General features: G+C 60.2%; 21 protein-coding genes. 14 read left to right on the forward strand and 7 right to left on the reverse strand.

The genetic code is table 11. From position 1 onward, the window contains the following. Window positions 1-34: 34 nt before the first annotated feature. The 5 genes from LD28_RS0114635 to LD28_RS0114655 all read right to left on the reverse strand — a co-directional run bounded on the left by LD28_RS0114635 (window position 35) and on the right by LD28_RS0114655 (window position 5412). Window positions 35-1006: a TAXI family TRAP transporter solute-binding subunit gene (locus LD28_RS0114635; protein ID WP_033137686.1), complete on the reverse strand. Its 972-nt coding sequence runs from the start codon at window positions 1004-1006 to the stop codon at window positions 35-37. A 406-nt stretch (window positions 1007-1412) separates the two neighbouring features. Continuing rightward, window positions 1413-3566, reverse strand: coding sequence for a S9 family peptidase (locus LD28_RS0114640; protein ID WP_033137687.1), 2154 nt, complete (start codon window positions 3564-3566; stop codon window positions 1413-1415). Between the two features lie 234 nt (window positions 3567-3800). Next, entirely contained in the window at window positions 3801-4232 is a 432-nt protein-coding gene (locus LD28_RS0114645; RefSeq protein WP_033137688.1) for a DUF411 domain-containing protein, read from the reverse strand. A 45-nt stretch (window positions 4233-4277) separates the two neighbouring features. Beyond that, a complete protein-coding gene (locus LD28_RS0114650) occupies window positions 4278-4601 on the reverse strand; it encodes a hypothetical protein (protein WP_033137689.1) in 324 nt (107 codons plus the stop codon). An 88-nt stretch (window positions 4602-4689) separates the two neighbouring features. Next, window positions 4690-5412: an SDR family oxidoreductase gene (locus LD28_RS0114655; RefSeq protein ID WP_033137690.1), complete on the reverse strand. Its 723-nt coding sequence runs from the start codon at window positions 5410-5412 to the stop codon at window positions 4690-4692. 143 nt (window positions 5413-5555) lie between these two features. Between LD28_RS0114655 and LD28_RS0114660 the strand changes: the two genes are divergently transcribed. The 5 genes from LD28_RS0114660 to LD28_RS0114680 all read left to right on the forward strand — a co-directional run bounded on the left by LD28_RS0114660 (window position 5556) and on the right by LD28_RS0114680 (window position 10676). Beyond that, window positions 5556-6398 (forward strand): LysR family transcriptional regulator, encoded by an 843-nt coding sequence (locus LD28_RS0114660; protein WP_033137691.1) that lies wholly within the window; start codon window positions 5556-5558, stop codon window positions 6396-6398. A gap of 101 nt (window positions 6399-6499) precedes the next feature. Further along, window positions 6500-7099: a glutathione-regulated potassium-efflux system oxidoreductase KefF gene (kefF, locus tag LD28_RS0114665; protein ID WP_033137692.1), complete on the forward strand. Its 600-nt coding sequence runs from the start codon at window positions 6500-6502 to the stop codon at window positions 7097-7099. A gap of 64 nt (window positions 7100-7163) precedes the next feature. Continuing rightward, complete coding sequence (locus tag LD28_RS0114670) at window positions 7164-9020, forward strand: monovalent cation:proton antiporter-2 (CPA2) family protein (protein WP_033137693.1); 1857 nt, start codon at window positions 7164-7166, stop codon at window positions 9018-9020. Further along, window positions 9017-9403 carry a SirB2 family protein gene (locus LD28_RS0114675; protein WP_033137694.1) on the forward strand — a complete coding sequence of 129 codons (387 nt, stop codon included), beginning with the start codon at window positions 9017-9019 and terminating at the stop codon, window positions 9401-9403. The genes LD28_RS0114670 and LD28_RS0114675 overlap by 4 nt, the downstream gene beginning before the upstream one ends. A 286-nt stretch (window positions 9404-9689) precedes the next feature. Further along, a complete protein-coding gene (locus LD28_RS0114680) occupies window positions 9690-10676 on the forward strand; it encodes a helix-turn-helix transcriptional regulator (protein WP_005339987.1) in 987 nt (328 codons plus the stop codon). Window positions 10677-11531: 855 nt separating this feature from the next. Here the strand turns inward: LD28_RS0114680 and LD28_RS0114685 are convergent. Continuing rightward, window positions 11532-11843, reverse strand: coding sequence for a DUF1145 domain-containing protein (locus tag LD28_RS0114685; protein ID WP_033137695.1), 312 nt, complete (start codon window positions 11841-11843; stop codon window positions 11532-11534). Continuing rightward, entirely contained in the window at window positions 11827-12456 is a 630-nt protein-coding gene (rsmD, locus tag LD28_RS0114690) for a 16S rRNA (guanine(966)-N(2))-methyltransferase RsmD (protein ID WP_033137696.1), read from the reverse strand. Before rsmD ends, LD28_RS0114685 begins: the two co-directional genes overlap by 17 nt. 111 nt (window positions 12457-12567) lie before the next feature. Here rsmD and ftsY point away from each other — a divergent pair, with 111 nt between their 5' ends. From ftsY to hutU, 9 genes are all read left to right on the forward strand, one after another. Then, the gene (gene ftsY, locus LD28_RS0114695; RefSeq protein WP_033137697.1) at window positions 12568-14304 is read left to right on the forward strand and encodes a signal recognition particle-docking protein FtsY; all 1737 of its coding nucleotides are present in this window, start codon (window positions 12568-12570) and stop codon (window positions 14302-14304) included. Window positions 14305-14393: 89 nt separating this feature from the next. Beyond that, complete coding sequence (gene ftsE, locus LD28_RS0114700; protein ID WP_033112579.1) at window positions 14394-15062, forward strand: cell division ATP-binding protein FtsE; 669 nt, start codon at window positions 14394-14396, stop codon at window positions 15060-15062. After that, window positions 15062-16015: a permease-like cell division protein FtsX gene (gene ftsX, locus LD28_RS0114705; protein ID WP_033137698.1), complete on the forward strand. Its 954-nt coding sequence runs from the start codon at window positions 15062-15064 to the stop codon at window positions 16013-16015. Before ftsE ends, ftsX begins: the two co-directional genes overlap by 1 nt. A 451-nt stretch (window positions 16016-16466) precedes the next feature. Beyond that, complete coding sequence (gene rpoH, locus LD28_RS0114710; RefSeq protein ID WP_033137699.1) at window positions 16467-17321, forward strand: RNA polymerase sigma factor RpoH; 855 nt, start codon at window positions 16467-16469, stop codon at window positions 17319-17321. Between the two features lie 125 nt (window positions 17322-17446). Next, window positions 17447-18106, forward strand: a complete 660-nt coding sequence (can, locus tag LD28_RS0114715; protein WP_005339998.1) for a carbonate dehydratase — start codon at window positions 17447-17449, stop codon at window positions 18104-18106. A gap of 11 nt (window positions 18107-18117) precedes the next feature. Then, window positions 18118-18822 carry a histidine utilization repressor gene (gene hutC, locus LD28_RS0114720; protein ID WP_033137710.1) on the forward strand — a complete coding sequence of 235 codons (705 nt, stop codon included), beginning with the start codon at window positions 18118-18120 and terminating at the stop codon, window positions 18820-18822. 154 nt (window positions 18823-18976) lie between these two features. Next, the gene (gene hutI, locus LD28_RS0114725; protein ID WP_033137700.1) at window positions 18977-20212 is read left to right on the forward strand and encodes an imidazolonepropionase; all 1236 of its coding nucleotides are present in this window, start codon (window positions 18977-18979) and stop codon (window positions 20210-20212) included. Beyond that, the gene (gene hutG, locus LD28_RS0114730) at window positions 20205-21149 is read left to right on the forward strand and encodes a formimidoylglutamase (protein ID WP_033137701.1); all 945 of its coding nucleotides are present in this window, start codon (window positions 20205-20207) and stop codon (window positions 21147-21149) included. Before hutI ends, hutG begins: the two co-directional genes overlap by 8 nt. 54 nt (window positions 21150-21203) lie before the next feature. Further along, window positions 21204-22925, forward strand: coding sequence for a urocanate hydratase (hutU, locus tag LD28_RS0114735; RefSeq protein ID WP_033137702.1), 1722 nt, complete (start codon window positions 21204-21206; stop codon window positions 22923-22925). Window positions 22926-22928: the final 3 nt, after the last annotated feature.

The raw sequence follows: 22928 nt of genomic DNA on the forward strand, positions 1-22928 counted from the left end.
TCGAAGAGAGTGACAAAGGCCCCGGGGCCTGCAATCAGATCCAGCCGCGCTCTTTGTAGTAGCGGGCAGCCCCTTCATGCAGTGGTGCAGAGAGGCCCACCTTGATCATGTCAGCCTCTTTCAGGTCGGCAAAGGCAGGGTGCAGGCGCTTGAAGCGATCCAGGTTGTCGAACACAGATTTGACCAGCTGATAGACCACTTCCGGATCGGTTTTGGCGCTGGTGGAGAGCACCGCTTTGCCACCGATGGAGGGGGTGGGCTTGTCGCTGCCCTTGTAGATGCCGCCCGGGATCTCGGCCTTGCTGTAGTAGCTTTTCTCGGCCAGCAGCTTGTCGATCTCGGCGCCGGTCACAGGTACCAGTACCGCATCGGTGGTGGTGGAGGCTTCCTGAATGGCACCGTTCGGGTGACCTACGAAGTAGCTCATGGCGTCGATGTTGTTGTCACCGAGGGCGGAGGCCTGTTCGGCCGGTTTCAGCTCGGAGACCAGACCGAAGTCACCCTTCTTCCAGCCTTTGACCGCCATGATCTCTTCCATGGTGTCACGCTGGCCGGAGCCCGGGTTGCCGATGTTGACGCGCTTGCCCTTCAGGTCGTCGAAGCTGGCGATCTTGGCATCGCGGCGAGCCAGGATGGTGAACACCTCGCTCTGCAGGGAGAAGACGGCGCGCATATCGTCCATGGCCCCTTCGGCCTGGAAGGGGGGGAGCCCTTTCATCGCTTTGAACTGGTGGTCGGATTGCATGATGCCGAAGTTGAATTCACCGCTGCGGATGCCGTTGACGTTGGCAACACCACCGCCACTGGCCGGGGCATTGCACTTGATCTGGTGATCGGCGGCGCCGCGATTGAGGAAGCGGCAGATGGATTGGCCCGCCACGTAGTAGACACCGGTCTGACCGCCGGTCCCTATGGTCACGAAGCGCTCCTGCGCTTGCACCGGACCACCGAATGAGACACCGACCAGAGCTGCCGACAGGGCGCACGCCAAAGTTAATCCTTTCATCTATTCCATCCTTTTCATTGATTTATCTCACCCGTTCCACGGGTGAATGTGCGGTCAAGTTCCGTTCTGCGTCGGGCTTGCCGATAGGGCCTCGTACGAGGAAAGGTCAGGCTGTTACCCCCTCCCAAAAAAAGCCACCATCATCCTGTGGTGAGATAACCGGCGTCCTGCCAGCAGAAGATAATTTGGCCCCGGAGGGGCCAAATAAAAAGCGATAACGACTTCGATTAAGCACATCACACCAACACAAATCAAACAAAACGGCAAAAAAGCAGCGTTAAATATCGAAAAGTTTGATGTCGGTCATCAATTTCTTGATCGTGGATTAATTCGGCGGGCAGGGCGGGGGGGTGATGGGGGGTGTCTTATGCGGCCCTTGCTACGCAAGGGCCGTGGTCATGATGGCTCACTTGGCCGGGGTGGCCAGATCCAGGATAAAGGCGTACTCCAGCGCGATATCCTCGTAGGCTTTGAAGCGGCCCGACTTGCCGCCGTGGCCGGCGTCCATGTCGGTATTGAGTAACAACTTGTTATCATCCGTCTTCAGCTCGCGCAGCTTGGCGACCCACTTGGCGGGCTCCCAATACTGCACTTGCGAGTCGTGCAGCCCGGTGGTGACCAGCAGGTTGGGGTAGGCTTGCGCCTTGACCTGATCGTAGGGGCTGTAGCTCTTCATGTAGTCGTAGTAGCGCTTCTGGTTCGGGTTGCCCCACTCGTCATACTCCCCGGTGGTGAGGGGGATCGACTCGTCCAGCATGCTGGTGACCACATCGACGAAGGGCACCTGTGCTACCACGCCGCGATAGAGCTGGGGTGCCTGGTTGATGACGGCCCCCATCAGCAGGCCACCGGCACTGCCGCCCATGGCGTAGACCTGATCCTTGGCGCCATAACCCTGGGCGACCAGCGCTTCGGTGACATCGATAAAGTCATTGAAGGTGTTCTGCTTTTTCAGCAGCTTGCCATCTTCGTACCAGTGGCGGCCCAGCTCTTCGCCACCGCGGATATGGGCGATGGCGTAGACGAAGCCGCGGTCCAGCAGGCTCAGGCGCGAGCTGCTGAAGTCGGGATCCATGCTGGCGCCGTAGGAGCCGTAGCCATAGACCAGCAGCGGATTCTTGGGCGAATCGGCGTGCTCTTTCTTGAATTTGTCCTTGCGATAGACCAGCGACACCGGCACCGAAACGCCGTCGCGGGCGGTGACCCAGACGCGCTCGCTGGCGTACTGGTCGGCCTTGAAGCCCGCTACCGGCTGCTGCTTGAGCAGGGTGCGCTTGCCGCTCGCCATATCCAGCTCATAGGTGGAGGCGGGGGTGGTCATGGAGGAGTAGCCATATCGCAGGGCGCTGGTATCCGGCTCCGGGTTGTAGGCGAGCCAGGTGACATAGGCGGGATCGTCGAAGGCAATCTCCTTCTCGTCGCCGCTCTGCCAGTTGATCTGGCGCAGTCGGGTCAGCCCCTTGCTGCGCTCTTCCAGCACCAGCCAATCCTTGAACAGGGCGTAGCTCTCCAGTAGCACGTCCGGATTGGGGGCAATCACCGCCTTCCAGCGATCGAGAGGGCTCTCCTTGGTCTCATAGAGACCGAAGTTCTTGCCGTCCTTGTTGGATCGCACATAGAAGCGGCCGCGGTAGTGATCCAGGCTGTATTCGTGATCCACCTGACGGGGCAGGAACAGTCGTGGCGACTGGCTCGGCGCGTTGGCATCGATCAGTCGCGCTTCGCCGGTGGTGGTGCTGGAGAGGGCGATGACGATGAAATCTTCCGAGGTGGTGGTATAGAGGCTGACGTAGAAGGAATCATCCTTCTCCTCGTAGACCAACTGATCCTTGGCCGGATCGTTGCCCAGCTCATGGCGATAGACCTGATAGGGCAGCAGGGTCTGCGGGTGCTTGCGCACGTAGAAGACGGTCTTGTTGTCGTTGGCCCACACCAGATTGCCGGAGGTATTTTCCAGTTTGTCGGTGGCCCACTTGCCGCTCTCCAGATCGAGGAACTGGATCTGGTACTGACGGCGGGAGAGGAAATCTTCCGCTACCGCCAGCCAGCGGTTGTTGCGGCTCACCTCTAGTGCGCCGAGGGCATAGAACTCGTGCCCATCAGCCCGCTGGTTGCTGTCGAGCAGCAGGCTTGCCTGCTCTTCGCCGAGCTTGGTGCGGGAGTAGATACCGTACTCCTTGCCCGGCTCATAGCGGGTCTGGTAGCGGTAGCCGTTCTTCACATAGGGGACTGACTCATCCTGCTGGGGGATGCGGGCGACCATCTCCTTGTAGAGCTGTTCGCGTAGCGGCTGGGTCGGTTTGAGCATGGCCTCTGTGTAGGCATTCTCGGCCTCGAGGTATTGCAAGACTTCCGGCGCCTGACGCTGGTCGTCGCGCAGCCAGTAGTAGTTGTCGATGCGGGTATCCCCGTGCTTTTTCAGGGTATGGGGATGTTTGGCGGCCACGGGCGGCTGGATTGGATGTTCGCTTGTCAGCATGGCGGGCTCTTCGTTGGCATAAGAACAGGGGAGGAGTGTCAGAAAGGCTAGCAGCAGAACTCCTCGGGAAAAGGTAAACATGTCGCATCCTTGGCGCTGGAAAGGGTTGGTAGACCTGAGCATCGGCTCCATGAATAAGTGTTCAATCTGCCCCTTGTCGCCATTCGTTGCAAGCAATCCCTTGTTATTGCAGGAAATGTAATCAAAAAAAGCCGCTATCTCGCGATAGCGGCCCTCTTTCTGGCCATGAGCGGCAAAAGTCCGCTCAGGTGTGCCTCACATGATATGGGAGTGCCCTCTCATGACCAGTTTTCGTCAGCCGGGGTAGCTCGACCAGCTGTTGGTCGCGCCCTCGTTGCTGATACTCAGTACCTCATAGGGCTGGCCCGGAATATCCATGCCCGGCGCACTCTGGGGCATGCCCGGAATGGTCAGGCCGCGGATCGCCGGTTTTTCCCTGAGCAGCTTCTGCACATCGGCGGCCGGTACATGCCCCTCGATCACATAGCCGTTCACCACGCCGGTGTGGCAGGAGGCCAGTTCCGGCGCGATACCGTATTGCTGCTTCACTGCGCCGAGCTGTTCGGTCTCGATGACCTCCAGTTCGAAGCCATTCTGCGCCATGTGCTCGTTCCAGCTTTGGCAGCAGCCACAATATTTGGATTTGTAGACGGTCATCTTCTCGGCCGCGAGGGCCGAAAAGCTGACGGTACTGGCCAGCATGGCCAGTAACAGGGGTTTGTACATCACTCACCTCAGATTAAAGAAAAGATGCCCGATACGGGATGAGTTTCAGATCTGAGTGCGAGGGGGGCGTTCGAGCCGCTCCAGCGGCGCTTCCGGCATATAGAGAGAGGGGGAGGTGAATTCGGGGGTATCCGGTTCCAGCACGGCGACCGTCAGGCTGTCGCTGCCTACCAGTGTCATCGAGAGGGCGGTGGTAAAGCTGCCGCAGGGCATCGCTTTTTCCAGGGTACGCTCGCTCTGGCTGCAGTGGGTGGTCAGGGTACAGAGGTCGGTTGCAGCCCGGCTGCCGAACGACATCAACACCAGCACCAGACTCCACAAGGGGAGCCAGCGACGGGCGTGAGCGAGTTGGCGACGGGTGAGAACCATGGAATGACTCGAAAAAAACAAGGGGCACATGGTAACCCTGTGCCCCGGGGGAGGGTCAAGCCCTCCCCATGGTGTCAGTCAGCCCGGATTAAGGTTGCTGACGGGTCGCCGCCAGCACGATCTCGCGCACGCAGACGTTGGCAGGCTGGTTCCAGGCGTAGAGTACCGCCTCGGCGATCACTTCCGGCGCAATGACGCCGCCCATCTGATCTTTCCAGTCGTGATAACCGGCCTTGATGCTCTCGTCAGTGGTATGGCTGAGCAGCTCGGTCTCGACCGCACCCGGGGCAATGGTCACCATCCGCACGCCCACATCGGCCACCTCTTCCCGAATGTTCTCGGTCAGGGCGTGTACGGCGAACTTGGTGGCGCAGTAGGCAGCATGGTTCGGGAAGGTCTTGCGACCAGCGATGGAACTGATGTTGATGATGGTGCCGCTGCGGCGCTCTTTCATGCCCGCCAGCACTGCGTGGACGCCGTTCAGCACGCCCATCACGTTGATGTTGAGCATCTGCTGCCACTCGGCGGGATCCTGCACGTCAGCCTGACCCAGCAGCATGACGCCAGCGTTGTTGACCATGCAGCCCACCGGGCCGAATTGGGTTTCCGCCTGCTGGACGGCGGCCTTCATGGCGGCGGTGTCGGTCACATCGACCCCGATGCAGAGGGTATTGGGCAGATTCAGTGCCTGCATCGGCTCGACCCGGCGAGCCAGCAGCAGCAGCGGATGACCGGCAGCAGAGAAGGCGCGGGCGATGGCGGCACCAATCCCGGCGGAGGCGCCGGTGATCACGACGAGAGATTTGGACATGGGTCTTTCCTTCTGATTCAAGAGTCGGTTTGAGCAAACGGGTGGCTGGCCAGCACGGAACCCAATCACTATAGTCACTGCATCTATAAGTGATAAATATTGTTTTCCGCTGGTTATCATCTGAAAAAACTATGGTTGGGCTTATGCTGGACTTGAGATTGCTGCGTTTCTTCATCGCCATCTATGAAGAGAAGAACATCACGGCCGCCGCCGAGCGCTGCCACGTCAGCCAGCCCTCCCTCTCGGCGGGGCTGCGCCAGCTGGAAGAGGTGCTCGGTGACAGCCTGTTTGTCCGGGGCAAGAAGGGGGTGGTAGCGAAAGATCCGGCCCACTATCTCTATCCCCACGCGGTCAAGCTGGTGGAGGAGGCGCGCCGTCTGCCGGAGCTGTTTCGCCAGAAAGCGACGCGTGCGCGGCTCAATATCGCCATCATGCCGGACTTGAGTCGCCGCCGGGTGGCCGGGCTGTTGCAGCAAGTACAGAGCGTGTTGCCGCAGCTGGATCTCACTCTCTCCGATTACACCACGCCCGCCGACTGCCGCTTGACGCTCGATGCCCTGCGCCGGGAGGACGAGATCTTCCTGCCGCTGTGGGAGGAGGATTACGTGCTCTGCGTGCCGGTCGACCATCCCCTGGCCAGTCGCGGGAGGATCGAATTGGCCGAGCTGCAACATTATGATTTTATTGAGTGCCCGCCCTGCGAAGCCCATCAGCAGACCATCGGCCTGTTGGCCTGTGACCGCCTTACCCTCAATCTGGTGGCCAAGGCCGAGAGCAAGGGGCTGGTGATGGCGCTGGTGCTGGCGGGGGTCGGCATCAGTTTTCTGCCGGACGGGCTGGTGGAGGATGAGGCGGGGCTCTGTACCCTGCCGGTGAGCGGGCCGCGGATGTTTCGCCGGATCGGCCTCTGCTATCCCGCCCACCAGACCCTCAATCCGGCGCTGCGGGAGCTGATCCCCGAGTTGGCAGGCTATGGTGCTTCCTGATAAGGTCGCTTTCCTGTGCACCTTTACGATGCAGCTTCCCAGACTCCCCTTTTCTGTTTACCGCGCCTTGTACAGCAAGGCTTTGTTCGGGTGATGTGGTCATGAAACGCATTCTGGTTATTTTTTCCCATCCCGCTCTGCAGAGCTCGCGGGCCAACAAGCAGCTGTTGCAGGCGATTGAGGGGCTGGAGGGGGTCACGGTTCACGACCTCTATCAGCACTATCCCGACATGTTCATCGATGTGAAGCGGGAGCAGGCGCTGCTCTGTGAGCACGACATCATCGTCTTTCAGCACCCGTTTTACTGGTACTCCTGCCCGGCCATCATGAAAGAGTGGATGGATCTGGTGCTGGAGTATGGCTACGCCTACGGCCCCGAAGCGCACGCCCTCAAGGGCAAGCAGTGGCTGAGTGCCATCACCACTGGCGGGGCGCCGGAGTCCTACTGCAGCGAGGGGTACAACAGCCGACCGCTGCTCGACTTTTTGCTGCCATTTCAACAGGCTGCCACCTTGTGCGGCATGAACTGGCTGCCCCCTTTCGTGTTGCACTCCTTTCACAAGATCAAAGATCCCGCCGCCCTGCGCCGCTGTGGTCAGGATTATCGCCAGCTGCTTTGTGCCCTGCGTGACGATCAGCTGACCCCGCAGCAACTGGCCGGGCACCCCTATCTGCGCGATCTGCTGGAGGTACTCTCATGAAATACGGGCAGCTTGTTGGCCGAGCTCATGAGCCGGACCAGATGTTCACTCGGAGGGCTGACTGATGGGCCACGGGATCCTGTTTGATGCCTTTATCTATCTCTCTGCCGCCGTTATCGCGGTGCCGCTGGCCAAACGCTGGGGGCTGGGCTCGGTGCTCGGCTATCTGCTGGCGGGGATTATCATAGGCCCCTTCCTGCTGGGGCTGGTGGGGGAACAGAAGGATGTGATGCACTTCGCCGAGTTTGGCGTGGTGCTGATGCTGTTTCTGGTCGGTCTTGAATTGCGCCCGGCCCTCTTGTGGCAGCTTAAGGGGCCGATCCTCGGCACCGGCGGTCTGCAGGTACTGCTTACCACGGCGGCGCTGACTGGCGTGGCGCACCTCATCGGCCTGCCGCTGCAACAGGGGCTGGCCATCGGCCTGATCCTGGCGCTCTCCTCCACCGCCATCGTGTTGCAGAGCCTGCAGGAGCGCAAGCTGATGCAGAGCGAGAGTGGTCGATCCGCCTTTGCGGTGCTGCTGTTTCAGGATATTGCGGTCATTCCGATCCTGGCGCTGTTGCCGCTGCTGGCCATCGCGCCGGTCGCCAGCAATGGCGGTTCCGAACTGGCGGGCTGGCAGCATGGTCTGCTGGTGGTTGCGGCGATCTCCGGCATCGTGCTGGGTGGCCACTACCTGATGCGACCGGTGTTTCGCGCCATCGCCCAGTCCCATATGCGGGAGATCTTTGTCGCCGCCGCTCTGCTGCTGGTGATCGCCATCGCGGTGCTGATGGAGTCGGTGGGGCTCTCCCCCGCTCTTGGCTCGTTCCTCGCCGGTGTGGTGCTGGCCGACAGCGAATATCGCCACGAGCTGGAAGCGGACATTGAGCCGTTCAAGGGCTTGCTGCTCGGCCTTTTCTTTATGTCGGTGGGGGCGGGGATCGACTTCGGGCTGTTTGCCGAGCACCCCTTCCTCATTCCCACCTTGGTGGTTGGCCTGATGGCGCTCAAATGGCTGGTGCTGATGGCGCTCGGCTTTGCCATTCGCATCTCGCCGAGCCAACGCTGGACCTTTGCGCTGGCGCTGGCGCAAGGGGGCGAGTTTGCCTTCGTGCTATTTTCGTTTGCCGCCCAGAACCGGGTGCTGCCCGGTGAGACCATCTCGCTGCTGACACTGGTGGTGGCGCTCTCGATGGCGCTGACCCCGTTGCTGCTGATCCTCAACGATCGGGTGATCCAGCCCTGGTTCGATTACCGTAACCAGAGCGACGCACCGCAGCATGAGCAACCTGAGCTGGTGGAGCATCCGGTGATCATCGCGGGTTTCGGCCGCTTCGGCCAGATCGTGGGACGCTTGCTGCATGGTCACGGTATCGGCACCACCATCCTCGAACAGGATGCCAGCCAGATAGAGACGCTGCGCAAGTATGGCTATCAGGTCTTCTATGGTGATGCCAGCCGGATCGATCTGCTTCATGCCGCAGGGGCGCACAAGGCGAAGCTGCTGGTGCTTTCCATCAACGATCCGGCTACCTCGCTGGCGGTGATTGAGATGGTGCAGAAGCACTTCCCGCACCTGAAGATCCTGGCGCGAGCGCTGGATCGACCCCATGCCCACGAGATCCTGCGTCACGGGGTAGAGAGCGTGCACCGGGAAACCCTGGGTTCGGCAGTCGATCTGGGGGTGGAGGCGCTGACTCAGCTCGGTTTTCGGGCCAATCAGGCCTGGCGGGCGGGGCAGACCTTCAAGCAGCACGATAACTGGCTGTTGCGCGAGCAGGTCAACTATCTGGACGACGAACACACTTATATCAACAAGAGCCTGCAATACCGGGAGATCCTCTCTGATCTGTTGCAAGACGATGAGGAGGGGCAGGAGCGTATCCATGCCCACAACTGGAACAGCGGGCTACCCGACGACGACAAGGAAGCAAAATGATTGCCTATTACCCCATGTTCAAACACCTGCATATGACGCTGGCGCTGGTCAGTCTGCTGCTCTTTATCTATCGCTGGCGTCTGGCGCTGGCCGGCAGCGATCGGTTGCAGCAGAAGTGGCTGAAGATCCTGCCCCATATCAACGACACCTTCCTGCTGCTGTTTGGCGTGCTGCTGGCGGTGACCTTGCAGCTGAGTCCAGGTCAGCAACCCTGGCTGATGGCCAAGCTGATTGCACTGGTGCTCTATATCGGTCTGGGTGTCATGGCGCTCAAGCGCCCGGCCCGCGGTCAGAAGCTGGTGGCCGGTGTGGCGGCGCTGGCGGTGTTCGGATACATGATCGGTGCCGCCATCACCAAGTCAGCCTGGTCATGGCTGATGTGAGCAAGGGGGGAGGGTTACACCTCCCCTGAAATCATATTCTGTTATGAATTAATTAATCGGAGTTTTATGCTGGCAATAAATCGTAGTATAGAACTTTAATTTGAAGGTTTTTTGGCTAATTTTAGCCTCTGCTGGCTCCTTTTTTGTGTGAATTGTCCTTTAAAATTAATTGGTTAGTGTTTTTTGTATGAAAATGGCGACAGTTGTCGCAGCAAAACTTGCGACATAGACTGTCGCAAGTCACGACTAGCATACAGTCAACGCTAAACCAGTGAAGGCAAGCACCATGAGCAAGAAGCTGTTACGACAACTGACCTTGGCGCGTTGCATCCCGCACCGCCCTTACAAGCTGACCGCCAGCCAACTCCAGGTAAAACTGGAAGAGGAAGGTATCCACGTCAGTCTGCGTACCGTGCAACGGGACCTGGAGGAGATGTCCGGCATGGGACTGTTCGACCTCACCTCGGATGAGCGCAGCAAACCCCATGGCTGGTGCTTCGAGCGCCACGGCCTCAACGACTTTGCCAATATCATGCCGCTTTCGCTGGCGGTGGCCCTGAAAACCTGGAGTGATCAGGCGAGCCAACTGTTGCCGGCGAGCGTACTGACCGAATTGAACCCGCTGGTCGACAAGGCAAGCCAGGTTATTCGCGACAGCCAGAGTGAACTGGCTGAACGCTGGCTGGAGAGTGTCCACCAGTCACCGCGCCCGTTTGCCGGTAACCCGGAGATCCGCCGCAGCACCCTGATCCGCGATGCGCTCTGGCGTGGTCGCAAGTTCAGTGCCGAGATCCAGCGGGTGATCAAAGAGCGCACCGTGTGGCTCTGCTACGACCGTATCAACCCGCTTGGCATTCTCAATCAGCCGGACGGTCCGATCCTGCTCTGCACCCTGTCCGAGCTGGATCCCAAGGTCTACGGCATCCCGTTTGACCATATCAAAAACGTGGAGCTGACCAACTTCAGCGCTACCCAGCCGAAGGATTTCAATATCCAGAAGCTGATCCGCGATCAGGGCTATCAGGATGTGAGCGGCCCGATCCGCTTCGTCGGCCGGATTGATGCCAACAGCCAGTCGCTGGTGGACAACCAGATCCCCGGCAACAATCCACGCATGACCCGCTATGACAAGCGCAGCGTGGTGGTGGAGACTGAAGTGCAGGACACCCCGGAGTTTCGCAGCTGGTTGAACAACATCGGCGGTGAACTGGAGGTGCTGGCACCGGAATCGCTGCGCAAGGCCTATCTCAATCCGGCCAACCGCTTGAGCTGATTAAAAAATGGCAATATTGAAGAGTCGAGCTTGGTCTCGGCTCTTTTTTTTGCTGTTTTTTTAAGCATATTTATTCAACTAATTTTTAAGTCTTAACGACAGGATTGAACCGTTTTCCGGCCCCGTTTTTGAGGGCTAACCCCGTGTAAGAGATCTGCCATAGCCACTGTAAGAGGCTGGCGCTTTGAACCGTACGCGAAGCCATGCCAGAATGATCGAGCTTTCCTATGAAACTAAATAAGGTACTGATATTAAAGGGTTAGTTTTTAAGTTCGCTTTTTGAAATGGGAGCCGTATCGGATCTTTATCATCGGATGGCACTTGTTCGGGGTGCGCATTTCCTTAGTATGGGTCTCACAAGGACGGAGCTGGTCCGGCAGGATGCAGGGCAGCGAATAAAGATGGAATAGTCCGCAGGATGTGGACAAGGGACACCTCAGGATGAGCTCGATAGTCAGGATGATTATCGTCACGGATGAATAAAGGAACACCGCGGGATGCGGCAGGACACTCTCAGGATGAGAGCAGAACGAACGGACCCTCGTTCTTCAGGATGAACAGGACCTCGCCGGATGCGAGAGGAATACTTCAGGATGAAGTGAGATAACCCGGATGGTTATCTGTCAGGAAGACGCAAGGAACCCCACAGGACGTGGCAACGGACACCTCCAGGATGGAGACAGTGAAGCAGTTCAGGATGAATTGCCAGGCTAGGAACGCCGCAGGACACGCCAACGGATTGGAAAGGGGATATTCCAAAGGATTAGGATAACGTCAGGGATTGCAGGGAGCATTGCAGTTCTACGGACAGAACGACACGACTCTAGGGGACGGCTACCGCCGTCCCCTTTTCTTTTATGGTTTGCCGGAGAGATTGCCGCGCTGGGCGGCGTTGACGATCTCTTGCAGACGCTGACGAATGTCGACCATGCCAAACACGCCAAAGATCAACACAGTGACAAACTCGGCTTTGGTGACCGCAAAGTAGCGTTTGCAAGCTGCCTTGATCATGCTGGCCTGCAGCCAGTGAAGCAGCGCGACGATCACGCCGCAGACCGGCAGAAAGCCGTTGAGTTTGCCCGGCAGCGGGGCAATCAGGCTCACCAGCACGCCAAACCAGAAAAACAGTACCAGCCCCATCGCCAGCAGATTAAAGACTCGCTTCATTGTTTACCTCCCGCAGATAGAGTTGATAGCAGACCTGACCTGCTTGTTTGTCCTTGAGCAACTGCCAGCTGGCTGGCAGCGCCAGATCGACCATCTCTTTTTCCCGTTCCAGATAGATCAGGGCAGCCGGTGCCAGCCAGCCGCGCTGCTCCAGCAGCTCGCACACTTGCGGCAGCAGCTCGCGGCGAAACGGCGGATCGAGGAACACCAGATCGAAGGGAGTGGCGGGGCCTTGCAGCCAGCTCACCGCATCAGACTGGATCACCTGACCCTGACTGCTGCCGAGGGCGGTCAGGTTCTTCTTGAGCTGGTCGGCGGCCCCTTTGTCCATTTCGATCAGGGTCACTTGTTCGGCATAGCGCGACAGCGCCTCCAGTCCCAGTCCGCCACTGCCGGCAAACAGGTCGAGGCAGCGGGTGCCACGGATGTGGGGAGCCAGCCAGTTGAAGATGGTCTCCTTGACGCGATCCGTGGTGGGTCTGAGCCCCTCCACATCCTTGACCGGCAATTTGCGGCCTCGCCACTGGCCGCTGATGATTCTTACAAAGCCCGATTTTCCTTGCGGGGCGGGACTCTTGCTCGGGTTGCTACGGCTGGATTTCACTCTGGGCATCGCGTTTCATCGTCAGAAAATAAAGTGGTAGTATAAGGCGGTTCATTTTTATGCCGACCCGCCAAGGGACGGCTATCTTAGCAGTCAGCCAACGAAGTGAGTATTTTTTAGATGGCAAAAGGTTTGTTTTCCTGGCTGGGTTTCGGCCGCAAGAAAGAAGAGGCTGAGGCTGTCCAACCACAGACACCCCAAGCCACCCCCGTTACCGTTGAGCCCGAGGTCGCTGCTACCCCCGCTCCTGTTTCCGATACAACTGTTTCCGATAGTACGCCGGCTGTTGCCCCCGAAGTGCCCGCCAGCGCACAGAATCCCGTTTTGCACGACGATTGCTGCCCGCCAACCGAGCTGGATGACCATGGCCCGCTGGTGGTCGAGGAGTGTGCTTCCGACCTGGAGCCGGTGATCGTCAACGACGCGCTGATCGCTGAAGAAGAGCGCGCCGCTGCCGAGGTGCAGGCTGCGGAAGCCGCTCGTGTTGCTGCCGAGGTGAAGGCTGCCGAAGCTGCTCGCATCGCAGCAGAAGCGCAGGCTGCCGAAGCTGCCCGTATCGCCGCAGAAGCGCAAGCTGCTGAAGCTGCTCGCATTGCCGCGCAAGCACAAGCAGCCGAAGCTGCCCGTATTGCCGCAGAAGCCCGCGCTGCGGAAGAGGCTCGTATTGCTGCCGAAGCCCGCGCTGCGGAAGAGGCTCGTATCGCTGCCGAAGCCCGTGCTGCGGAAGAGGCTCGTATTGTTGCCGAAGCCCGTGCTGCGGAAGAGGCTCGCATTGCTGCGGAAGCCCAGGCTGCTGAAGAGGCGCGTATCGCCAAAGAGGCCCAACGAGCGGAAGATCTGCGCTTGGTAGCCGCGATGGAGGCTGAGGCCGCCGCGCTGGCCGCCCTGCCGCTGGCCGCCAAGGTGGACGACGACACCCAGGACAAACCGCAGCGGGAGGGCTTCTTTGCTCGCCTCAAGCGCAGTCTGGTGCGCACCAAGGAGAATATTGGCTCCGGTTTCTTCGGCCTGTTCCGTGGCAAGAAGATCGACGATGAGCTGTTCGAAGAGCTGGAGACCCAGCTGCTGACCGCCGATCTTGGCGTGGATACCACCAGTCGCATCATCGAAGGCTTGGTGCAGCACGCGGATCGCAAACAGCTCAAGGATGCCGAGGCGCTCTATGGCCTGCTCAAGCAGGATATGGGCGAGATGCTGGCCAAGGTCGAGCAGCCGCTGGTGATCGACACCAGCAAGAAGCCTTATGTGATCCTGATGGTCGGCGTGAACGGCGTCGGCAAGACCACTACCATCGGCAAATTGGCCAAGCAGTTCCAGGCTGAAGGCAAGAGCGTGATGCTGGCGGCGGGTGACACCTTCCGTGCCGCTGCGGTCGAGCAACTGCAGGTATGGGGTCAGCGCAACAACATTCCGGTGATTGCCCAGCATACCGGTGCCGACTCCGCTTCCGTCATTTATGACGCCATCGAGGCCGCCCGCTCCCGCGGGGCTGACGTGCTGATTGCCGACACCGCCGGTCGCCTGCAGAACAAGAGCAACCTGATGGAAGAGCTCAAGAAGGTAGTGCGGGTGATGAAGAAGCTGGATGAAGAGGCGCCCCACGAGATCATGCTGACCCTGGATGCAGGCACCGGCCAGAACGCGCTGAGCCAGGCCAAGCTGTTCAGCGAGGCGGTGGGCCTGACCGGCATCACCCTCACCAAGCTGGATGGTACTGCCAAGGGCGGCGTCATCTTCGCGGTGGCCGACAAGTTCCAGATCCCGATCCGCTATATCGGGGTGGGCGAGGGGATCGACGATCTGCGACCCTTCGTTGCCAACGACTTCATCGAGGCGCTCTTCAGCCGCGATGAATAAGTCCGGCCGCGATGAGTCAGCTCAGCCGTGATGAATAAGTGTTCCATGCCCCGACTCCGGTCGGGGTTTGTCAATTTCAGGGAACCGTTATGATTCGTTTTGACAAGGTCAGCAAGGTATATAGCGGCGGCCATCAGGCGCTGCAAAAGGTCAGCTTTCACCTGCGCAAGGGGGAGATGGCTTTCCTGACCGGACACTCGGGGGCAGGCAAGAGTACCCTCCTCAAACTGATCAGCGTGATGGAGCGACCGACCGATGGTCGCGTTTTCTTTCATGGCGATGACGTCAGCCATATTCAGCGCAGCCAGATCCCCTATGTCCGCCGCCAGATCGGGATGATCTTTCAGGATCACCGGCTGCTGATGGACAGAACTGTGTTCGACAACGTGGCGCTGCCGCTGGTGATCGATGGCTACAGCCACGCGGACATCAACAAGCGGGTCGCCGCGGCGCTGGACAAGGTGGGGCTGCTCGGCAAGGAGCGTTACCAGCCGCGCATGCTCTCCGGTGGTGAACAGCAGCGGGTCGGCATCGCCCGCGCCATCGTCAACAAGCCGCCGCTGCTGCTGGCGGATGAACCGACCGGTAACCTGGATCCCCAGCTCTCCATGGACATCATGCGACTCTTTGAGGAGTTCAACCGCTTCGGGGTCTCGGTGCTGATTGCCACCCACGATCTGGGGTTGATCGCCCGCATGCGCTATCGCACCCTGACCCTCAAGGCGGGGCGCATGTATTCGGCCGGGGAGGAGCTCTGATGGCTATCGTTCGTCATAAACAACCGCCGCTGCGCCGTCTGATGATGTACGGGGTTGATCATGTGCGGCAGGCGTTTGCCAGTCTCGGGGAGCTGTGGCGCAATCCGCTCGCCTCCCTGATGACGCTGGCAGTGCTTGGCGTCAGTCTGGCGTTGCCCTCCTGCTTCCACGTGCTGCTGAAAAATGCCGAGGTGGTGGAGGGGAGCTGGCAGACCAGCTCCCAGATCTCCCTTTACTTGCGCAAGGATCTGCCGGAGCAGAGCATTCTCGATCTGCAGCACAGGATCCTGCTCTATCCCGAGGTGGATTCGGTCACCTATCTGAGCCGTGACGATGCGTTGCGGGAGTTTCGCGAGATCTCCGGCTTTGGCGATGCCCTCGACTACCTCGACAGCAACCCGCTGCCGCCGGTGCTGAGCGTCATCCCGGATCCGCGCTGGCAGAACCCGGAAGGGGCCGCCGAACTGCTCGGCAAGCTCAACAATGAGGATGGGGTCGAGCAGGGCAAGCTGGATCTGCAGTGGCTGACCCGGCTGCAGGGGATCATGAACCTGCTGCGTCACACCATTACCGGTATCGCCGTGCTGCTGCTCTCTGCCGTGTTGCTGATCGTCGGCAATACCCTGCGTCTCAACATCCTCAACCAGCGCTCCGAGATCGAAGTGCTCAAGCTGGTGGGGGCGACCGACTCCTTCATTCATCGTCCTTTCCTCTATACCGGCATCTGGTTCGGGGTGATCGGCGGCATGCTGGCCTGGTGGCTGACCGAAGTGATGGTGATCTGGAGCGAAGGGGTGGTGAAGGAGCTGGCGGGCTTGTATAACAGTAACTTCCGGCTGGTCGGCATGGGGGCGGTAGACGGGATCAATCTGATCTTGCTGGGCGCCCTGCTGGGGCTGATTGCTTCCTGGTTCTCGGTCCATCGCCACATTCGCGATATCGAGCCATCTTGATTGATTTATCATCAAAGTAAATCGCTGGATTTTGAGAGGCGGATCAAGTAAAAGAGGGGCCGTTTCTGGCTTGGCCCCCATAGTCAGAGTATTCTGAATAACAATGATCTTCCGGATCTTCGCTAGATCCAGTGAACCTTCTGATTTATAAGCAGTCTATTAAAGCTGAAGCATTTATACGGGTGTGGCCCCTCTGCCTTGCTCGTCAGACTTGGCAAGCATGTGAAGGTTGCGAGCTCCGCAACAATGGACTTAGCATGCTACTTTTCGGGGGTCCTTCATTGTGACCCCCTTTTTTTGACTGTTCATTCATGATTCATCCTGCAGGCTTAAGATAATCCAGTCTAAAACTGGGCATGTTCTTTGATACACGCCGCAGAATGGCATCCGGTCAGTAGACAGGCCCTCTCAGGGTGTTAGACTGATTCGATTGAAAAGTAAGAGGTAACAGATGGGAACTTCATTGCAGCGCACTATGGCTCTGATTCCGCAAGGTAGTCTGGAAGGCTATATCCAGGCAGTAAACTCTATTCCGGTGCTGAGCGCAGAGGAAGAGCGTGAACTGGCTGAGCGTTTGCAGCAGGATGGCGATCTCGAGGCTGCCCGCCAGCTGGTTATGTCGCACCTGCGCTTTGTCGTTCATGTCGCCAAGAGTTATGCCGGTTACGGCCTGCCGCAGGCCGATCTGGTTCAGGAAGGCAACATCGGTCTGATGAAGGCGGTCAAGCGCTTCGACCCGACGGTCGGCGTGCGTCTGGTCTCCTTTGCCGTCCACTGGATCAAGGCCGAAATCCACGAATATGTATTGCGCAACTGGCGCATGGTCAAGGTGGCAACCACCAAGGCCCAGCGCAAGCTCTTCTTCAACCTGCGCAAATCCAAAAAGCGTCTGGGCTGGCTGAATCACGAAGAGGTTCAGGCCGTGGCGGCCGATCTCGGCGTCTCCGCAAGCGATGTGACCGAGATGGAAGCGCGGATGGCCAACTACGATCAGGCATTCGATCTGGTGGGTGACGATGAAGAAGAGGGCGGTTTCGCACCGGTTCACTATCTGGAGGATAAATCCTCCGATCTGGCCGCCACCATCGAGAACGACAACTGGGACGATCATGCGACCCGTCGCCTGAGCTCGGCCCTCGCCACGCTGGATGAGCGTAGCCAGCACATCATCCGCGCCCGCTGGCTCGACGATGACAGCAAGACCACTCTGCAGGAGCTGGCCGATACCTACGGCGTCTCCGCCGAGCGTGTGCGTCAGCTTGAGAAGAACGCGCTCAAGAAGCTGAAAGATGCCATGGAAGCCTAATGCTTCCTCGCTGAAAACAGGGCCTGATGGCCCTGTTTTTGTTTCTGCCGCCGATAATCGAGGCTTGCCCTGATAACCCTTGGGTGTGTTATGTTGCCGCAACTGCCACATTAGGGAGAGCAGAAGTGAAACTGTTGAACGACCTGTTTACCAACAACCGTGAGTGGGCCGAACGGATCAAGGCCGAAGATCCCGCCTTCTTTGCCACCCTCTCTGCCCAGCAGGCCCCCGAATACCTCTGGATCGGCTGCTCCGACAGCCGGGTTCCCGCCAACCAGCTGATGGGCTTGCTGCCGGGGGATGTTTTCGTCCACCGCAACGTCGCCAATCTGGTGGTGCATACCGATTTCAACTGTCTCTCGGTGCTGCAATACGCGGTGGAAGTGCTCAAGGTGAAGCACATCATCGTCTGCGGTCACTATGGTTGCGGCGGCGTCAAGGCCGCGATGCAGAATCAGGAGCTGGGTCTCATCGACAACTGGCTGCGCAACATCAAGGATGTCTACTTCAAATATGGTGAAGAGCTCGAGGCCATCGAGGATGAGCACGAGCGCTTCGACTACCTGTGCGAGCTGAACGTGGCCGAGCAGGTAGCCAACGTCTGCCACACCACAATCATCCAGAACGCCTGGCGCAAGGGGCAGGAGCTGGCGGTGCATGGCTGGATCTACGGGATCAAGGATGGCTTGCTGCACGATCTCGATCTTTGCATCAGCGGGCCGGATCAGATCCCAGATGTCTATCGCGCCTGGCCGGACATGCGTCCGCCCCACCGTCGGCGCTAGGGAGCTTCATGGTGGCGCCAGCCCTCTATCTGCAGATCAAGCAGCACATTCTGGACCGGATCCGCGAACGCCACTATCAGGCGGGGGACAGGATCCCGACCGAAGCGGCCCTGTGCGAGCAGTTCACCGTGAGCCGGATGACGGTCAATCGGGCGCTGCGGGAACTGGTGGCCGAGGGGTGGCTGGTGCGAACCGCCGGATCCGGCAGCTTCGTGGCGGACCGGCGTACCGAGTCGCCGCTGCTGGCCATTCGCAATATTGCCGACGAGATCGCCGAGCGTGGCGGCGAGTACAGTGCCCGGGTGATCCGGCTGCAGCGGCTGGCCGCCGACGAGAAGGTGGCGGTACAACTGGGACTGCGGGTTGGCGCCCCCATCTTTCACAGCCTGATCGTCCATCAGGCCGATGGCGAGCCGCTGCAGCTGGAGGAGCGCTTCGTCGATGCCGGGCGCTTGCCGGGCTATGGCGAGCAGGATTTTACCCAACAGACCCCCAACCGCTATCTGATGGATGTCTGCCCCCTCTCCGAGATGGAGCACGTGGTGGAAGCCGTGTTGCCGAGCGCCGGTGAGGCGGGATTGTTGCAAATTCGCGTAGATTCCCCCTGCCTATTGTTGCACCGGCGCACCTGGTCGGAGGGGCATCTGGTCTCCTACGCCCGTTTGCTCTCCCCCGGTTCTCGCTACAAGCTCAGCTCCAAGACTCAGCTAGAGTAAATGTCTATACAGCTCGATTTTTCAAAGCCCACCTCTTGGTGGGCTTTTTTGTGCTTAAACTCTAAGTTTGATGCTGTTATCAGGATGTGAACTCTGCTCTTTCTTTCGTCATAGAGATCGACTATAAGGATATGTATATACATTTGAGGTCGCTATGAACAAGGAACTGTTGAACTGCGAGCGGGTCTGGCTCAACGTGACGCCCGCCACCCTGAATGACGAGCTGGCCGACTACGGCCTGTTGCCGCTCCACGCCATCGGCGTGAAGGATGGCAAGATCCATGCGCTGATGCCGATGGCCGAGCTGCAGGGCCCCCATCCCACCCACTGGCAGGATATGCAGGGCAAGCTGGTTACCCCCGGCCTTATCGATTGCCACACCCATCTGGTCTTTGCCGGCAGTCGCGCCGAGGAGTTCGAGCTGCGCCAGCAGGGGGTGCCCTATGCCGAGATCGCCCGTCGGGGCGGCGGCATCATCAGCACGGTGCGTGCTACCCGTGCCGCCAGCGAGGATCTGCTGTTCGAGCTGGCGCTACCGAGGGTGACATCCCTGATCCGCGAAGGGGTCACCACGGTGGAGATCAAGTCCGGCTATGGCCTGACGCTGGCGGACGAGCTCAAGATGCTGCGGGTGGCCCGCCGACTGGGGGAGGCGTTGCCGATCCGGGTCAAGACCACTCTGCTGGCGGCCCATGCGGTGCCGCCGGAGTATCGCGACGATCCCGACAGCTGGGTCGAAACCATCTGTCAGGAGATCATTCCGGCCGCCGCCGAGGCGGGTCTGGCCGATGCGGTGGACGTCTTCTGCGAACACATCGGCTTCTCGCTGGCCCAGACCGAGCAGGTCTATCTGGCGGCGGATCAATACGGCCTGCCGGTGAAGGGGCATATGGATCAGCTCTCCAACCTCGGTGGCAGCACCCTGGCCGCCAACTTTGGCGCCCTCTCGGTGGATCATCTGGAGTATCTGGATCCGGAAGGGATCCTGGCGCTGGCCCACCGTGGCGTGGTCGCCACCCTGCTGCCCACCGCTTTCTACTTCCTCAAAGAGACCAAGCTGCCGCCGGTCGCCGCGCTGCGCAAGGCGGGGGTGGCGATGGCGGTCTCCTCCGACATCAACCCGGGTACCGCCCCCATCGTCTCGCTGCGGATGGCAATGAACATGGCCTGCACCCTGTTTGGCCTGACCCCGGTGGAGGCGATGGTCGGGGTGACCCGTCACGCCGCCAAAGCGCTCGGCGAGCAGGAGCACCTTGGCCAGCTCAGGGTGGGGATGGCGGCCGATTTCCTGATTTGGCACTGCACCTATCCGGCCGAGCTGAGCTACATGGTCGGCGTCGATCAGCTGGCAGGCCGCATCTTCAACGGCGAGGAGACCCTCCATGGATAAATTCAACCCGGTCGACATGTCGCTCTGGCAGGGACGACAGGATCCGGAAGATGGTGAACTGGCCCTGCGCTGGCATGACAAGGTGCAGTCCTGGGCTGCCGGGGCACAAGAGGCAGCTGGTGTAGTGCTGCTCGGTTTTGCCTGCGATGAAGGGGTGCGCCGCAACAAGGGGCGTGTCGGCGCCGCTGGGGCGCCGCTGGCGGTGCGCAAGCTGCTGGCCAACACTGCCTGGCACCTGAATCGACCCGTCTACGATGGCGGGGATGTGAGCTGTTCCGATGGGGATCTCGATGCCGCCCACGGCCGTCTGGCCGAGCGGGTCGCTGCTGCGCTCGAACTGGGCCACTTCCCGCTGGTGGTGGGGGGCGGCCATGAGGTGGCCTTCGGTAGCTGGAGTGGCCTCAACCTGCATCTGGCGGGTCAGGGGCGGGTCGGGATCATCAACCTCGACGCCCACTTTGACCTGCGCATGAAGCAGGATCTGGCCAGCTCCGGCACCCCCTTCTTCCAGATCGCCGAGCAGTGCGCCGCTCAGGGCACACCGTTTCACTACGCCTGCCTCGGGGTGGCCGAGACCGCCAATACCCAAGCCCTGTTTGCCCGTGCCAAGGCGCTGGGTGTGTGGCATGTGCTGGACGAGGCGATGACCCTGCGCGAGCTGCCAGCCTTGCTAAGCGGGCTGGACGCCTTTATCGCCGATTGCGATCACCTCTATCTGACCATCGATCTTGATGTGCTGCCCGGCAACCTGATGCCGGGAGTGAGTGCCCCCGCCGCTCGCGGCGTGGAGCTGGCGGTGATCGAACCGCTGATCGCCCATGTCCGGGCCAGCGGCAAGCTCAGGCTCGCCGATCTGGCCGAGTACAACCCGACGCTGGATCAGGACAACCGCAGTGCCCGCGTGGCCGCGCGACTGGTTCATCTGTTGACCCGTTAACCCCTTTGGCCGCCCGTCGCCGAAGGCACCCTATTGATACAACAAGGAGTGTGTATGTCTGTGCAACAGCAGGATCCTCGCGCTGATTCCAGAACTGACCCTAACCGCGTGATCCGTGCCCCGCGCGGCACCGAACTGACCGCCAAGAGCTGGCTCACCGAAGCGCCGCTGCGGATGCTGATGAACAACCTGGACCCCGAGGTAGCCGAGCATCCCCAGTCGCTGGTGGTCTATGGCGGCATCGGCCGCGCCGCCCGCAACTGGGCCTGCTTCGACAAGATCGTCGAGGTGCTGACCCGGCTGGAGGAGGATCAGACCCTGCTGGTGCAATCCGGCAAGCCGGTCGGGGTGTTCCAGACCCACAAGGATGCGCCGCGGGTGCTGATCGCCAACTCCAATCTGGTGCCCCACTGGGCCAACTGGGAGCACTTCAACGAGCTCGATAAGAAGGGCTTGATGATGTATGGCCAGATGACTGCGGGTTCGTGGATCTACATAGGTACTCAGGGGATCGTGCAGGGCACCTACGAGACCTTCTTCGCGGTGGCCAACCAGCACTTCAACGGCGAGCCTGCGGGGCGCTGGATCCTGACCGGTGGTCTCGGTGGCATGGGCGGCGCCCAGCCGCTGGCCGCCACCATGGCCGGTTTTTCGATGATCGCCGTGGAGTGCGACGAGACCCGCATCGATTTTCGCCTCAAGACCCGCTACGTGGACAAGAAGGCCCACAGCCTGGATGAGGCGCTGGCGATGGTCGAGGAGGCCAAACAGAGCGGCAGCGCCGTTTCCGTCGGTCTGCTCGGCAACGCCGCCGACGTCTTCGCCGAGCTGGTGGCCCGTGGCATCACCCCGGACGTGGTGACCGACCAGACCTCTGCCCACGACCCGATCCACGGTTACCTGCCCCGGGGCTGGAGCGTGGCCAAGTGGCGCGAGCTGCAACAGAGCGCCCCGCAGGAGGTAAATCTGGCCGCCCGTCGCTCCATGGCCCGTCAGGTGGAAGCGATGCTGACCCTGCAATCCCGCGGTGCGGCGACTCTGGATTACGGCAACAACATCCGCCAGATGGCGCTGGAGGAGGGGGTGAAAAACGCCTTCGACTTCCCCGGCTTCGTCCCCGCCTACATTCGTCCGCTGTTCTGCGAGGGGATTGGTCCGTTCCGCTGGGTGGCGCTCTCCGGCGATCCGGAAGATATCTACAAGACCGATCAGAAGGTGAAAGAGCTGATCCCCGATGATCCTCACCTGCACAACTGGCTCGACATGGCCCGCGAGCGCATCGCGTTTCAGGGGCTACCGGCGCGGATCTGCTGGGTCGGGGTCAAGGATCGGGTACGCCTTGGTCTGGCCTTCAACGAGATGGTGAAAAACGGCGAGCTGAAAGCGCCCATCGTCATTGGCCGCGACCATCTGGATTCCGGCTCGGTGGCGAGCCCGAACCGCGAGACCGAGTCGATGATGGATGGCTCCGATGCCGTCTCCGACTGGCCGCTGCTCAACGCCCTGCTCAACACCGCCGGTGGCGCGACCTGGGTCTCCCTGCACCACGGCGGCGGGGTCGGCATGGGCTTCTCCCAGCACTCCGGCGTGGTGATCGTCTGTGACGGCTCTGATGATGCGGCTCGCCGCGTGGGTCGGGTGCTGCGCAACGATCCGGCTACCGGTGTGATGCGCCATGCGGATGCGGGTTACGAGATTGCGATTAACTGCGCCCACGAGGCGAAACTGGATCTGCCGATGTTAGGCGGCGCCAACGGTGTCAAAGGAAAGGTGTAACAC

Origin of the sequence: Aeromonas finlandensis, assembly GCF_000764645.1 — a bacterium.
GTDB classification, from domain to species: Bacteria; Pseudomonadota; Gammaproteobacteria; order Enterobacterales; family Aeromonadaceae; genus Aeromonas; species Aeromonas finlandensis.